A 14,601-nucleotide genomic window follows, 5' to 3' on the forward strand; every position below is an offset into this window, starting at 1 on the left:
CGTTGCCGCGCGCTTTCACCAGAGAGGGAGAGTCATGTACCGCACCATGCTGAAATCGAAGATCCACCGCGCGACCGTCACCCAGGCGAATCTGCACTATGTGGGCTCGGTCACCATCGACGAGGCGCTGATGGAGGCAGCCGACCTGTTGCCGGGCGAGCAGGTGTCCATTGTGGACGTCACGAACGGGGCGCGGCTGGAGACCTATGTGATCGCAGGTCCGCGCGACAGCGGGGTGATCGGCATCAACGGCGCCGCGGCGCACCTGGTGCATCCCGGCGATCTGGTCATCCTGATCTCCTATGCCCAGATGGACCAGGCCGAGGCGGTGAGCTTCCAGCCGCGGATCGTGTTCGTCAACGCGGACAACCAGATCGCCCATGCCGGTACCGATGCGGCGCACGCGCCCGAGGGGTCGGGCCTGGTCAGCGGGGCCACCGCGGCCGCCCAGCCGTTCGAAACCTCCTTTCCGGGAGCTGAAACGGTCGACGCGGCCCGGCTCGACGCGCTGCTGCACGCGGAGAACTAGTTGCTGCTCGCCATCGACGTCGGCAACACGAACATCGTGCTCGGGCTCTACCAGGGGCCCGAGCTGGTCGGCGACTGGCGGATGCGCACCGATGCGCAGATGACCGCCGACGAGCTGGCACTGACCATGCGCGGACTGCTCGGCGTCCACGCGGACGAGATCACCGGGATCAGCGCGCTGTCCACGGTGCCCGCCGTGCTCCGGGAACTGCGCGTGATGTTGTCGCGCTACTACGCGCGGGTGCCGAAGGTCGTGGTGGAGCCCGGCCTGCGCACCGGGGTGCCCCTGCTGGTGGACAACCCGCGCGAGGTCGGGGCGGACCGGCTGGTGAACACCCTTGCCGCACACCACCTGCACAGCAACGCCTGCGTGGTGGTCGATTTCGGCACTTCCACCAACGTGGAGGCGATTTCGGCGCGCGGCGAGTTCCTCGGCGGGGCGTTCGCGCCCGGAATCGACATTTCGGTCGACGCGCTGGCCTCGCGTGCGGCCGCGCTGCGCAAGGTGGAGCTGGTCCGGCCGCGATCGGTGATCGGAAAGAACACCGTGGAATGCCTGCAGTCCGGGATTCTCTACGGTTTCGCCGGGCAGGTCGACGGCCTGGTCCGGCGCTTCGTGAAGGAACTGTCGAAACTTCCGGACAGCGGAGAGGTCGCCGTGCTCGCCACGGGCGGGCTCGCGCCCCTGGTGCTCGGGGAGTCGGAGACCATCACCGAGCACATCCCCGATCTGACGCTGCTGGGCCTGCGCCTGGCGTTCGAACGTCAACTGCGGTGACGGGCCAAAACGTCGTTCACGAAGTGGGCCCCATCACGTCGCCAAACACATTTAGCGTGCTCATCGCCATTTCGTCCGTGCGCTCGAACCACGGCGGCCCGGCGAAGGCCACGAAAGGTAATCCGGTTGGCCTAGCGAAGCGGTGGGTTCGTACTCTATGGGCATGACCGATCCCGCCGCTGCCGAGCGCCCCATGCCCGATGACGACCTGCCGGAACAGATGCGGGTTCGCCGGGCCAAGCGCGACCGGCTCATCGCGGAGGGCACCGAGCCGTATCCCGTCGAGGTTCCGCGCACCCACACCCTCGCCGAGATCCGGGCCAAGTATTCGGATCTTCCCGCCGACAGCCAGACCGGCGCGATCGTCGGCGTCACCGGCCGTGTGCTGTTCCTGCGCAACACGGGCAAACTCTGTTTCGCCACGCTCCGGGAGGGCGACGGCACCGAACTGCAGGCGATGGTGAGCCTGGCCGGCGTCGGCGCGGAGTCGCTCGCGGCCTGGAAATCCGATGTCGACCTGGGTGACCACGTTTTCGTCCACGGCGAGGTCATCACCTCGAAGCGGGGCGAGCTTTCGGTGATGGCCGATGGCTGGCAGATCACGTCGAAGTCGCTGCGCCCGCTGCCGGTCGCGCACAAGGAGCTCGCCGAGGAAACGCGGATCCGGCAGCGCTACGTCGACCTGATCCTGCGGTCGAAGGCCCGCGACGTGGTCCGCACGCGCGCCGCCGTGATGCGGTCCCTGCGCAATTCGTTCGAACGGCGCGGGTTCCTCGAGGTGGAAACCCCGATGTTGCAGACCCTGCACGGGGGTGCGGCCGCCCGGCCGTTCGTCACCCACTCCAATGCCTTCGATATGGACCTGTATCTCCGTATCGCGCCCGAGTTGTACCTCAAGCGCTGCGTGGTCGGCGGTATCGAGAAGGTCTTCGAGATCAACCGGAACTTCCGGAACGAGGGCAGCGACTCTTCGCATTCGCCCGAATTCGCCATGTTGGAGTTCTACGAGGCCTACGCCACCTACGACAGCAACGCGGTGATGACGCGCCAGCTGGTCCAGGAGGCGGCCGAGTCGGCCTTCGGGAGCCTGGAGGTCACGCTGGCGGACGGCACGCCTTATGACCTTTCGGGTGAATGGACCTCCCTGACCATGTACGGCTCCCTCTCGGAGGCGCTCGGCGAAGAGGTCACCCCAGAGACCACGGTGGCTCAGCTCAGGGCTTTCGCCGAGGCCCACGGTATGGAGGTGGACCCGAAACTCGGGCACGGCAAGCTCGTCGAGGAACTGTGGGAACACCTGGTGGGCGACCACCTGGACGCGCCCACCTTCGTGCGCGATTTCCCGCTGGAGACCTCACCGCTGACCCGGCAGCACCGCAGCAGGTCCGGGATCGCGGAGAAGTGGGACCTCTACGTCCGCGGTTTCGAGCTGGCCACCGGTTACTCGGAGCTGGTCGATCCGGTCATCGAGCGGGAAAGGCTCTCCGCGCAGTCCCGTTTGGCGGCGGCCGGAGATAGCGAAGCCATGCAGCTGGATGAGGATTTCCTGAGAGCCTTGGAGTACGGAATGCCGCCCTCGGGCGGCGTGGGAATGGGTATCGACCGGCTGCTGATGGCGCTGACCGGCCTCGGTATCCGGGAGACGATCCTGTTCCCGCTCGTGCGGCCGGAATAGCCGCCCGGGCGAACGCGATCGGCTATCCAAAGGTGATTTGCACTGTGGCCCGATTCCGGGTATTAATGTCTTAGTCAATGGCTTCGGACCGGGGCGTTCGGCCTCTGGACATTCTGGTGAGCTCAAAGCAGGAGGAAACTGATGGCACAGAAGGTGCTGGTCTCCCTGGTGGACGACCTCGACGGTTCGGAGGCGGACGAGACCGTCGAGTTCGGATTGGACGGGATCAACTACTCGATCGACCTCTCCGCGGAAAATGCGGAAGAGCTGCGTGACGCGCTGGCCCAGTACGTCGAGCACGCCCGCCGTTCGGGTGGCCGCAAGCGCGTGGGCCGCCCGTCGGCGAAGCCCGCCGCCAGCTCGGCGTCGGTCGACCGCGAGCAGAACCAGGCTATTCGTGCCTGGGCGCGCAAGAACGGTTTCCAGGTTTCCGACCGTGGACGTATCCCGTCGGAGGTCGTCGAGGCCTACCACAAGAAGAACTGAAGCGCGTCGGTAAACGCTTGGTCGGCAGGGCCGTCGGGATTGCTTCCCGGCGGCCCTGCTCGCGTCGCCATTCTTGAACAAGGTTCTAGCCGTCGATACCGAGTCGGCGTCCGTACACCGATCGTGGCCGGAAAACCACGAAGCGGCGCCGTGGATCGGGATAAGTGAGGGTGACGGCGGCCGGGCGGGTGAAATCGCCGGAGGCCGAAGGGACGCGGCGCACCGGGTGCCGCGATAGCGGTGCCCCATTCGGGGGCAATTCCTACTCGTGCGTGAAACAACGGCGGGCCGCGGTCACCGTGGTCATCGCGGTACCCGTCACTCCTTCGCCCGGAGCCGCGGGCATCCCCCGCATTCCGGCCGCCCGGGAAGCAGGTAGGAGAAGCAGCAGCTTTCCCGGCTGCGCCGCCAACCGCCTTCGGGTGCGGGGCGAAGGGTGGACGCCGACGTGAACGGCGGGTGCCGGGTGCCGAGGACGAGCGCCGCGTCCGCCACCCCGCCGTGTTCGTCGCCGCACTCCAGCCCTGCCCACCACAGCGCCGTGTCCAGTGCGTCGGTCGCCGCGGCCCACAACGTTCGCCGTCCCAGTCGCGTCACCGTGGTGTAGGCCGCGACGAACCGGGTGGCGTGGGCCGCGTAGCCGGCCCGCAGGACGGCGGCGAGCGCACGCTCGTCCGGCACGACGGTGGCCTCCGGCAGGGCCGCTCCCGGGTCCGAGGGCAGGCAGTGGAAATCGGCCCCGAGGAGGGCGATGCCGTCCGGATCGGGGCGTTGGCCGCCGAGCCGGAACGCGAGGTCGGCGGGCCGCAGGGAGGGCACGCGCCGCTCGTGGTGCAGCAGGAGCGCTGCCGCGTAGGCCGGTACCCGCAGATACCAGGTCATCACGTACCCGGCGGCGGTCCGGCCGGGTCCCTGCCCGTACTCGTGGTGCAGCCACTCCGCGAGCCGCTTGTGCCAGGGGCCGAAGCGGGCCGGATCGGCCAGCAGGGCGTCGCAGAGCAGCCATTCGCCGGTTCCGGACAGGTCCGTGTGGAGTTCCACGCGCTGCTGGCGGGCCGAGACGCGGGCCACCGAAGCGGCCAGGTCCGTCGGCGAGGCCGTGTCGATGGCGTCCTCCCGGCACTGTTAGGTGTGCCTTACCTTACTAGGTTTCCCGGCGGCGCTCAGCGGGGCGCCAAGGTCGTGTTCGCGGTGAGCGGACAAAGGTCGTCCGGGGAATCCGGAAGGCGGGGAGTGCGTTGTCCCCAACGTCAGTTACCAGCGAAGACGTCGGGCCGAAGGATGGTCGGCGCACTGACTTCTGTGAGCTAATCCGCCCTGGTGGTCCTCCGGTGGGACCGGTTGGCTACTACAGTGGACCTACGGTGCTGGATCCATCGACCTCGTGATGGAGAATCACCGCCGGCGCAGCAGTCGAGGGAGTGGGAATGTTCGAGAGGTTCACCGACCGCGCGAGGCGGGTGGTCGTTCTGGCTCAGGAAGAAGCCAGGATGCTCAACCACAACTACATCGGCACCGAGCACATCCTCCTGGGCTTGATCCACGAGGGTGAGGGTGTCGCCGCCAAGGCGCTCGAATCGTTGGGCATCGCGCTGGAGGGCGTCCGCCAGCAGGTCGAGGAGATCATCGGCCAGGGCCAGCAGGCTCCGAGCGGGCACATCCCCTTCACTCCGCGGGCCAAGAAGGTGCTTGAGCTGTCCTTGCGCGAGGCGCTGCAGCTCGGCCACAACTACATCGGCACCGAGCACATCCTCCTCGGCCTCATCCGTGAGGGCGAGGGCGTGGCCGCTCAGGTGCTCGTCAAGCTCGGCGCGGACCTCAACCGCGTGCGCCAGCAGGTGCTGCAACTGCTGTCCGGCTACCAGGGCGGCAAGGAAACCGCCGAAGCCGGTGGCCGCAGCGAGGGCACTCCGTCCTCGTCGCTGGTGCTCGACCAGTTCGGCCGCAACCTCACCGCCTCCGCCCGTGAGGGCAAGCTCGACCCGGTCATCGGGCGCAGCAAGGAGATCGAGCGGGTCATGCAGGTGCTTTCGCGCCGCACCAAGAACAACCCCGTGCTGATCGGCGAGCCCGGCGTGGGCAAGACCGCCGTGGTCGAGGGCCTGGCCCAGAACATCGTCAAGGGCGAGGTCCCCGAGACGCTGAAGGACAAGCAGCTCTACACGCTGGACCTCGGCTCCCTGGTCGCGGGCTCCCGCTACCGCGGTGACTTCGAAGAGCGGCTGAAGAAGGTCCTCAAGGAGATCAAGACCCGCGGCGACATCATCCTGTTCATCGACGAGCTGCACACGCTGGTCGGGGCCGGTGCCGCCGAGGGCGCGATCGACGCGGCCTCCATCCTCAAGCCGATGCTGGCCCGCGGCGAGCTGCAGACCATCGGTGCCACCACGCTCGAGGAATACCGCAAGTACATCGAGAAGGACGCCGCACTGGAACGCCGCTTCCAGCCGATCCAGGTGGGCGAGCCCTCGCTCGAGCACACCATCGAGATCCTCAAGGGTCTGCGCGACCGGTACGAGGCGCACCACCGGGTGTCGATCACCGACTCCGCGCTGGTCGCCGCCGCCACCCTGGCCGACCGCTACATCAACGACCGGTTCCTGCCGGACAAGGCGATCGACCTGATCGACGAGGCGGGCGCGCGGATGCGGATCCGCCGGATGACCGCTCCGCCGGACCTGCGCGAGTTCGACGAGAAGATCGCCGCGGTGCGGCGCGACAAGGAGTCCGCGATCGACGCGCAGGACTTCGAGCGGGCCGCGCGGCTGCGTGACGAGGAGAAGACCCTGCTGGGCCAGAAGTCCGAGCGGGAGAAGCAGTGGAAGGACGGTGACCTGGACGTCGTCGCGGAGGTGGACGACGAGCAGATCGCCGAGGTCCTGGCCAACTGGACCGGCATCCCGGTGTTCAAGCTCACCGAGGAGGAGACCACGCGTCTGCTCCGCATGGAGGACGAGCTGCACAAGCGGATCATCGGCCAGGAGGACGCCGTCAAGGCGGTCTCGCAGGCCATCCGCCGCACCCGTGCCGGCCTGAAGGACCCGAAGCGCCCGTCCGGTTCGTTCATCTTCGCCGGCCCGTCCGGTGTGGGTAAGACCGAGCTGTCCAAGGCGCTGGCGAACTTCCTGTTCGGCGAGGACGACGCGCTCATCCAGATCGACATGGGCGAGTTCCACGACCGCTACACCGCCTCGCGGCTGTTCGGTGCCCCTCCCGGGTACGTCGGTTACGAGGAGGGCGGCCAGCTCACCGAGAAGGTGCGCCGCAAGCCGTTCTCGGTGGTGCTCTTCGACGAGATCGAGAAGGCGCACCAGGAGATCTACAACACCCTGCTGCAGGTGCTGGAGGACGGTCGCCTCACCGACGGTCAGGGCCGCACGGTCGACTTCAAGAACACGGTGCTGATCTTCACCTCGAACCTGGGCACCCAGGACATCTCCAAGTCCGTGAGCCTGGGCTTCTCTTCGGGTGGTGACGAGCGTTCGCGCTACGACCAGATGAAGCAGAAGGTCCACGAGGAGATGAAGAAGCACTTCCGGCCCGAGTTCCTCAACCGGATCGACGACATCATCGTGTTCCACCAGCTCACCCAGGAGCAGATCATCCAGATGGTGGACCTGATGATCACTCGGGTGGAGAACCAGCTGAAGGCCAAGGACATGGCCATCGAGCTGACCGACAAGGCGAAGGCGCTGCTGGCCAAGCGCGGCTTCGACCCGGTGCTCGGTGCCCGTCCGCTGCGCCGGACCATCCAGCGGGAGATCGAGGACCAGCTGTCCGAGAAGATCCTGTTCGGCGAGGTGCAGCCGGGTCAGATCATCATCGTGGATGTCGAGGGCTGGAGCGGCAACCCCGAGGACAAGGACGACAAGGCGCACTTCACCTTCCGCGGCGAGCCGAAGCCGCTGTCGGTGCCGGACGCCCCGCCCGTGTCGATCGGTGCCCGCCAGGAGCCCGGCGAAGCGGACGCGGACTGATTCCGCGCCGCGTGTAGCGCATGGCCGAACGCCCCCAGGAGCCTCCCGCTCCTGGGGGCGTTCGCATGCGCATGCCGCCATGGGTGTGGGGCCGTGGCGCGGTGTGGGACTCTGGGCGCTCTGGAGGGGAGTCGGATGAATGTCCTGGGGATCGATTTCGGTACGTCGAGCACCGTGGCGGTGCTGTCCGCGTTCGGGCGGGGGCCGCGCGCGATCGAGGTCGACGGATCGGTGACCATGTCGTCGGCGGTGTTCGCCAACGAGGACGGCATGCTGGTGGTCGGGCAGGACGCGGAGCGCCGCGCCCGGCTCGATCCCGCACGGTTCGAGCCGAACCCGAAGCGGCGGATCGACGAGGGCACCCTGCTGCTGGGCGACGCCGTGATCGAGGTGACCGACGCGCTGGCCGCGGTGCTGCGGCGGATCGGGGAGGAGGCCGAGCGGCAGCTGTCCGGCCGACCGGACCAGGTGCGCATCTCGCATCCCGCGCGTTGGGGCAGCACCCGCCAGGGGGTGCTCCGGCAGGCCGCCATCAAGGCGGGGTTCGGGCCTTCGCCGATCCTGATCCCGGAGCCGGTGGCGGCGGCCGCGCACTACGCGTCGATCAGCTCGCAGGCGCTCGCGCCGGGCAACGCGCTCGCGGTCTACGACCTGGGGGCGGGCACCTTCGACTGTGCGGTGGTCGAGGTGACGCAGCGCGGGTTCACGGTGCTCGCCGACAACGGCCTGCCGGACCTGGGCAGCCTCGATATCGACCAGGCCCTGCTGGTGCACATCGGCAGGCAGATCTCCCACGCCGATCCGCGGCAGTGGCAGCGGCTGCTGCGTCCGGAGACGCTGGCGGATCGCCGGATGCGCCGGGGGCTGCTGCAGGACGTCCGGGACGCCAAGGAGACCCTGTCCCGGCACCCGCACACCGAGATCCCGATGCCGGAGCCGTTCGATGACGTGCTCGTGACCCGCCTCGAACTCGAGGCGCTCGTGCGGCCGAACCTGTTGCGCAGCGCGGAACTGCTGGCCGCCACCATCCGGGACGCCGGGCTCGCGCCGCAGCGGCTGACCGGCATCTACCTGGTGGGCGGGCCGAGCCGGATGCCGCTGCTGGCGAGTCTGCTCTCCGACCAGCTCGGCGTGCTGCCCACCACCCAGGACCAGCCGGAAACGGCGGTGGCCTTCGGGCTGCACCACGTTCCGGTGGAGTTGCCGCGGTCCGGCCCGGTGGTGGTTCCCCAGGCGGCCCAGGCGATCCCGTCGGCACCGCCGATGCCTGTCGATCCGTCGGCCCGTACGGTGCCCGCGATGCCGCCGGTGACCCCGCGCGTCCCGCCGTCGTGGCCGCCCGCTCTCCAGCCCGTGCCACCGGCACCGGTCGCGAAGACCGGGAAGAGCATGAAGAAACCGCTGCTTGCCGGAGCGGCGGTGCTCGTCCTCGTCGTCGGGCTGGTGACCATCCTCATCCTGGCCAACCGCGGCGGTGACACCCCTGCGGCCGCCGGAGCGAGGGAGACCGCGACGCCGAGCGGGGACGCGAAGGCCACCGCGTCCTCCGACCTGGCGCGGACCGACGGTGGCGGTTCCTGCGGCCCGAAGGACAAGCAGGGCTTCACGACCTGCCTGCGGCGGCTGGCCGGGGGACTTCCGCAGCGCATGCCCTGCACCGCCGGCCTCGGCGGTCTCGGCGCCGACGACCTGGGGGCCGCCGTGGTGGTGAGCTGTGTGCTGCCCGCCGAAGGCCAGATCGCGACGAAGAAGGTCGCGTACTACCAGGACATCCCCTACTCGACGATGCGGTCCGCGCTCAGCAGCGAGCTGGGCAGCCCCGGTCAGGTGCTGGAGGGCACCTGGTCGGGCAACGGGCTGTCGGGCAAGTACGCGGCCGGAGTGGGCAGCCTGGGCGGCTTCGTCGTCTTCGGCACGGACGACCCGAAACTCTGCGGAATGCTGATTTCGGTGAACCTCGATTCGGAGGTACAGCAGAAGTCCGCGGAGCTGGTCGACTTCTTCAAGAAGAACATCAAACCGGGGAACTGAAACCGGTTCTGGAAGGTTGGGCGGGTGCGGGTACTGCTTCTCGGTCCGGTGGAGGCCGTGGCGGGCGACGGTGCGGCCCTCGGCATTCCCGGCACCCGTCTTCGCATGCTCCTGGCCCGGCTGGCCCTGGAGGCCGGGCGCCCGGTGTCCGTCGACGCACTGGTGGACGGACTGTGGGGGACGGAACCGCCCACGGACGCGGTCAACGCGCTGCAGTCGCTGGTTTCCCGGCTGCGCAAGGTCGTCGGTGTGAACCGGCTGGTCTCGACCGCGGGCGGATATCTGCTGCACGCCGATGAAGTCGACGCGACGAGCTTCGAGGAACTCGCCGCGGAGGGCAGGCGCGCGCTGACGGCGGGCCGTCCCGCCGAAGCTCTCGCCTGCTTGACGGAGGCCCTGGGCCGGTGGCGTGGCGACGCCCTGTCCGGCGTGCTCGACGCGCCGTTCGCCTCGGCATCGGCCGCCCGCCTGGCCGAACTGCGGGTGACAGCGTTGGAGGACCGGTGCGCGGCCGGGATCGCGCTCGGGCGGCACGCTGAGGTTCTCGCCGATCTCGAAGACCTGAGTGCGGCCCATCCCCTCCGGGAGCACCTGGCGGTCCTGCGGATGCGCGCGCTTTCCGCCTCGGGACGGCAGGCCGAGGCGCTCGCCGTCTTCGAGCGGACCCGTTCGGCGCTGGCCGGGGAGCTCGGGGTCGATCCCTCCACCGAGCTGACACGGGCGCATCTGGAGGTCCTGCGTGGCGCGCGGCCCGAGTCCCGGCCGTCGACCGGTCAGCTGCCCGCGCCGCTGACCAGTTTCGTGGGCCGCGGGTACGAGCTCGACCTGCTGGCGGACGCGCTGGAGACGGCGCGACTGGTCACGCTCGTCGGGCCCGGCGGTGCGGGGAAGACCAGGCTGGCCACCGAGGCCGCGGTGCGTCATCGGGCGCACGACCGGGGCCGCGCGTGGTTCGTCGCCCTCGCGCCCGTCCGCGACGCGCGGGATGTCGCGGGCGCGGTCCTGACCGCGCTCGGCTCACTGGAACTGGGGTTTCTCGACGCGGCGACGCGACGAGTGGGTGACGCGCTGGACCGGATCGTGGCGCAGCTCGGTACCGGTGAGGCACTGCTCGTGCTGGACAACTGCGAGCATCTGGTGGACGAGGCCGCCGCGCTCGTCGACGAACTGCTGACCCGCCTTCCGGCGCTGCGGATCCTGGCGACCAGCCGGGAACCGCTGGCGATCACCGGTGAGGTGCTCTGCCCGCTCGGCCCGCTGCCGGGCGCCGAGGCGGTCCGCCTGTTCGCCGAGCGGGCGGCGAGCGTCCGGCCGGGATTCTCACTGGACGAGACGACCACCACGAGCGTCCGCGAGATCTGCCGCAGGCTGGACGGCATGCCGCTGGCTGTGGAGCTCGCCGCGGCCCGGTTGCGTTCGATGTCCGCGGCGCAGATCGCGGAGCGTCTCGACGACCGGTTCCGCCTGCTCACCTCGGGCAGCCGGTCGGCACTGCCCCGGCAGCGCACGCTGCGGGCGGTGGTCGAGTGGAGCTGGGACCTGCTGGAGAAACCGGAGCGTGTGCTGGCGCGCCGGCTGTCCGTCTTCACTGCGGGGGCAACGCTTTCCGCGATCGAGGCGACCTGTGCCGACGAGTCGCTGGACGCGGCCGAGGTGGTGTACCTGCTCGGTTCGCTGACCGAGAAGTCCATTGTGGACGTCATCGGCGGGGTGGCCGCGAGCCAGCCGCGATACCGGATGCTGGAGACCCTCCGCGCCTACGGCGAGGAACGCCTCGACGAGGCCGGTGAGCGGGAGGCACTCGACCGCCGGTTCGCCGCCTACTACCTGGAACTGGCGGAGCGGCATGAGCCCGCCCTGCGCGGCTCCGGTCAGCTCCCGGCCGTCGCGGTGTTCGAAGCCGAATACGACAACATGCTTACCGCGCTGCGACGCGCCATCGAACGCGCGGACGCCGAACGCGCCTACCGGTTCGTCGCGGCACTCATCTGGTACTGGGTGATCCACGGTTTCAACCATCAGTCCCACGAGTTCATCCCGCGCGTCCAGGACTTCGGTGACCTGATCCCGGACCACGCCCATACCGCCCTCACGGCGATGTACCGGTTGCTCAACGCCCTGCCCGCGGTCGGGGAACCCGACGAACTGCGCCGCATCGTCGACGACTGCGTCCGCACCGGCGCGGTGGACCGTTACCCGTCGCTGGCGTTGATCCTGCCCGTGCTGGCCTTCCTCTCCCGCGACGGGGAACTGTGCGATCGCGAGCTGCGGAGGGTGCGGTCGCACCCGGATCCGTGGGCGCGGGCCTGTGCCCGGATCGTGGAGGCGCTCGTGCTCGACGACCGGGGTGACCTCGACGGCAGCGAGCGGGCACGGGACGAGGCACTGACGGGTTTCCGCGCCGTGGGCGACCGGTGGGGGATCGCGATGGCGCTCACGCTGCGGGCGAACGCCCACTCGCTCCGCGGTGACCACGCCCGCGCGATCGCCGGCTTCCAGGAGGGGCTGGTGGTGGCGAGGGAACTGTCGTCGGCCGACGACGTGGTGCAGAACCTGTGCCGGCTCGGCGTCGAGCGGATGCGGGCGGGCGACTCGGCGGGAGCCTGGCGGGAGTACGAAGAAGCGGCGCGGTTCGCGGAGGAATCGGGCGAGGTCCGGCTCGAGGCCGTGGTGCGGTTCGGGGAGGCGGAACTGGCCCGGCGCGACGGCGATCTGGAGCGGGCACGCCGCGCTCTGGACTGGCTGGGGCGAATGGCGTCCCGGATCGCGCTGCCCGCGCACCTGGTCGAGGAATGGCTCGCCCGGTATTCGGTCTCGTTGCTGGTCGACGAGGGCAGGACGGCGGAGGCGCGGGTGTTGCTGCCGGACGTGCTGGCGGGGGCGTATGCCCGGCAGGACATGCCGGACGCGGCACAGGTGGCCACCGACGCCGCCCGGTTGTTCGCCCGGGAGGGCCGTCCCGAGCGGGCGGCGTGGGCCGTCGGCACGAGCGAGGCGCTGCGGGGCGTGTTCGACGAGGGCGACCCGGAACTCCGCGCGCTGGTCGTGTCGCTCGCCGCCGAACTCACCGAATCCGGGTATCGGGCGGCCTACGCGCGGGGCGCCGGCCTCAGCCGGGAGGACGCCTTGGCCGCGCTTCTCGCCGAGCTCCGGCGAGAAGCGTGACACGCGGCCCTGGCCGTCAGCCCATGCGGCGCCGGTAGGCCCGCATGGCCAGCGGGAAGAAGACCACCGCCACCCCCGCCATCCACACGAGTCCGCCCGTCAGCGGTCCGGCCACCTCGCCGCCCACCAGCAGCCCCCGGGTGGCGTCGGAGAGCAGGCTGACCGGACTGATCTCCGACCAGGCCCGCAGCCAGCCCGGCATGGTCGCGTTGGGCACGAACACGTTGCTGCCGAAGGTGAGCGGGAGCATCAGCGCGACCATGACGCCCTGGAGTGAGGCCGGGGTGGGGACGAGCATCCCGACGAACACGGTGATCCAGCAGAAACACAACCCGGCCAGCACGAGCACGGCGACCGCCACGACCAGGCCCGCCGGAGAGGCGTGCAGGCGGAAGCCCATGACCATGGCCATCAGCAGCAGCACCACGAGCGCGACCACATAGCGCACGACGTCGGCCAGCACCGCACCCAGCAGCGGGGCGGAACGGGCGATCGGCATGCTGCGGAACCGGTCGAACACGCCCTTGCTGACATCGGTGTTGAGCGCCACCCCCGTCGCCATGCTGGCCATCAGGATGACCTGCACCATCAGGCCCGGCGCCAGGGTTTCGAGGTAGGCGCCGGTGTTTCCGGCGACGGCGCCGCCGAACAGGTAGCCGAACAGGACCAGGAAGAGGATCGGCTGGAGCGTCACGTCCAGCAGTTGTTCCGGGTTCTTGCGGATCTTGAGCACCCCGCGCCAGGCCAGTACGGTCCCGTGCCGGACGGCACTGGCGGGCCCGAAGTGGCGGGGCGGGGTTGCGACGGCGGTGGTCATACCAGTGCCTCCTCGGCGGGCTTTCCGGTCAGGGCAAGGAAGACTTCGTCCAGGCTCGGCAGGCGCAGCGCGAGTTCGTCCGCCACGATTCCCGCCTCTTCCAGCCTGCGGACCACGGCCGACAGGAGCACCGGATCGGAAACGGGCACGGTGAGCAGCCCGGCCGAGGTGTCACGGGCCGGGGTGATGCCGGTGAGCTCGCCGAGCAGGGCCGCCACGGTGTCCAGCTGACCGGCCACCGCCGGGCGGATCTGCAGCGTCTGACCGCCGATACGGCGCTTGAGTTCGTCGGCCCGGCCGTCGGCCACCACCCGGCCGTGGTCGATCACCGTGATGCGGTCGGCCAACTGGTCGGCCTCTTCGAGGTACTGCGTGGTGAGCAGCACGCTCGCGCCGTCGTCGACGAGCCGCCGCACCACGCGCCACACCTCGTTGCGGGCGTGCGGGTCCAGGCCGGTGGTCGGCTCGTCCAGGTAGAGCACGCGCGGCCTGCCGACCAGGCTGGCCGTCAGGTCCAGCCGCCGCCGCATACCGCCCGAGTACGTTTTCGCCGGGCGCCCGGCGGCCTCGGTCAGTTCGAACTGGGCCAGCAGTTCGGCGGCCCGTGCCCTGGCTTCCCGCCTGGCGAGCCCGAGCAACCGGCCCAGCAGCACGAGGTTGTCGGTGCCCGACAGGTCCTCGTCCACCGAGGCGTACTGCCCGGTGAGGCCGATGACGGACCGCACGCGCACCGGGTCGGCCACCACGTCGTAGCCGCCGACCGTGGCGTGCCCGGCGTCGGGCCGCAGCAAGGTCGCCAGAATCCGCACGGTGGTCGTCTTCCCCGCCCCGTTCGGCCCGAGCACGCCGATCACCTTCCCGGTCGGCACCGCCAGGTCGACCCCGTCCAGCGCGAGGGTGCCCCCGAAGCGTTTCACCAGGCCCTCCGCCTGGATCGCCAGCGACATTTCGTCCTCCTTGTGGTCGCTTTCCGGCGAAACGGTGCCGGAGCGCGCTGTCAGCGCACGCACAGCGCGCTGACAGCGCGGCCAGGCGTTAACAGCGGCCGTAACGGTTCGCTGCTACAACGGGGCTGTGCACATCGCCGACCCGGCTGACAGCCCGGAAACAGCACCGGCTCAGCCGCAGATCGGCGCGAGGCCGA

Annotated in this window: 10 protein-coding genes; 7 read left to right on the forward strand and 3 right to left on the reverse strand. The window is 69.8% G+C overall.

Annotation, left to right across the window (positions count from 1 at the left end; all coding sequences use genetic code 11):
* Positions 1-34 precede the first annotated feature (34 nt).
* The 4 genes from panD to ORV05_RS35650 all read left to right on the forward strand — a co-directional run bounded on the left by panD (position 35) and on the right by ORV05_RS35650 (position 3,467).
* The gene (gene panD, locus ORV05_RS35635; protein ID WP_268756254.1) at positions 35-529 is read left to right on the forward strand and encodes an aspartate 1-decarboxylase; all 495 of its coding nucleotides are present in this window, start codon (positions 35-37) and stop codon (positions 527-529) included.
* Positions 530-1,306: a type III pantothenate kinase gene (locus ORV05_RS35640; protein ID WP_268756255.1), complete on the forward strand. Its 777-nt coding sequence runs from the start codon at positions 530-532 to the stop codon at positions 1,304-1,306. It abuts the gene before it with no gap.
* A 163-nt stretch (positions 1,307-1,469) separates the two neighbouring features.
* A complete protein-coding gene (lysS, locus tag ORV05_RS35645; protein ID WP_268756256.1) occupies positions 1,470-2,981 on the forward strand; it encodes a lysine--tRNA ligase in 1,512 nt (503 codons plus the stop codon).
* Between the two features lie 141 nt (positions 2,982-3,122).
* Positions 3,123-3,467 carry a histone-like nucleoid-structuring protein Lsr2 gene (locus ORV05_RS35650; RefSeq protein ID WP_144590783.1) on the forward strand — a complete coding sequence of 115 codons (345 nt, stop codon included), beginning with the start codon at positions 3,123-3,125 and terminating at the stop codon, positions 3,465-3,467.
* A 318-nt stretch (positions 3,468-3,785) separates the two neighbouring features.
* Here the strand turns inward: ORV05_RS35650 and ORV05_RS35655 are convergent, their stop codons facing one another.
* Positions 3,786-4,538, reverse strand: a complete 753-nt coding sequence (locus tag ORV05_RS35655; RefSeq protein WP_268756257.1) for a (2Fe-2S)-binding protein — start codon at positions 4,536-4,538, stop codon at positions 3,786-3,788.
* A gap of 356 nt (positions 4,539-4,894) precedes the next feature.
* On the opposite strand from ORV05_RS35655, the gene ORV05_RS35660 reads away from it, so the two are divergent.
* From ORV05_RS35660 to ORV05_RS35670, 3 genes are all read left to right on the forward strand, one after another.
* Positions 4,895-7,444, forward strand: a complete 2,550-nt coding sequence (locus ORV05_RS35660; protein WP_268756259.1) for an ATP-dependent Clp protease ATP-binding subunit — start codon at positions 4,895-4,897, stop codon at positions 7,442-7,444.
* Between the two features lie 135 nt (positions 7,445-7,579).
* Complete coding sequence (locus tag ORV05_RS35665) at positions 7,580-9,475, forward strand: Hsp70 family protein (protein WP_268756261.1); 1,896 nt, start codon at positions 7,580-7,582, stop codon at positions 9,473-9,475.
* A gap of 24 nt (positions 9,476-9,499) precedes the next feature.
* Complete coding sequence (locus tag ORV05_RS35670) at positions 9,500-12,640, forward strand: BTAD domain-containing putative transcriptional regulator (protein ID WP_268756263.1); 3,141 nt, start codon at positions 9,500-9,502, stop codon at positions 12,638-12,640.
* Positions 12,641-12,656: 16 nt separating this feature from the next.
* On the opposite strand, the gene ORV05_RS35675 is transcribed toward ORV05_RS35670, so the two are convergent.
* On the reverse strand, positions 12,657-13,457 hold the full coding sequence (locus ORV05_RS35675) for an ABC transporter permease (protein WP_268756264.1): 801 nt from the start codon (positions 13,455-13,457) through the stop codon (positions 12,657-12,659).
* The gene (locus ORV05_RS35680) at positions 13,454-14,404 is read right to left on the reverse strand and encodes an ATP-binding cassette domain-containing protein (RefSeq protein WP_268756265.1); all 951 of its coding nucleotides are present in this window, start codon (positions 14,402-14,404) and stop codon (positions 13,454-13,456) included. Before ORV05_RS35680 ends, ORV05_RS35675 begins: the two co-directional genes overlap by 4 nt.
* Positions 14,405-14,601: the final 197 nt, after the last annotated feature.

The organism is Amycolatopsis cynarae (assembly GCF_026802195.1).
Lineage (GTDB): Bacteria > Actinomycetota > Actinomycetes > Mycobacteriales > Pseudonocardiaceae > Amycolatopsis_E > Amycolatopsis_E rhizosphaerae.

Bases quoted from the DNA above. Each gene is read 5' to 3' on its own strand.
- panD (WP_268756254.1), top strand. From the start codon at position 35: ATGTACCGCACCATGCTGAAATCGAAGATCCACCGCGCGACCGTCACC.
- lysS (WP_268756256.1), top strand. From the start codon at position 1,470: ATGACCGATCCCGCCGCTGCCGAGCGCCCCATGCCCGATGACGACCTG.
- ORV05_RS35650 (WP_144590783.1), top strand. From the start codon at position 3,123: ATGGCACAGAAGGTGCTGGTCTCCCTGGTGGACGACCTCGACGGTTCG.
- ORV05_RS35660 (WP_268756259.1), top strand. From the start codon at position 4,895: ATGTTCGAGAGGTTCACCGACCGCGCGAGGCGGGTGGTCGTTCTGGCT.
- ORV05_RS35665 (WP_268756261.1), top strand. From the start codon at position 7,580: ATGAATGTCCTGGGGATCGATTTCGGTACGTCGAGCACCGTGGCGGTG.
- ORV05_RS35675 (WP_268756264.1), bottom strand. From the start codon at position 13,457: ATGACCACCGCCGTCGCAACCCCGCCCCGCCACTTCGGGCCCGCCAGT.
- ORV05_RS35680 (WP_268756265.1), bottom strand. From the start codon at position 14,404: ATGTCGCTGGCGATCCAGGCGGAGGGCCTGGTGAAACGCTTCGGGGGC.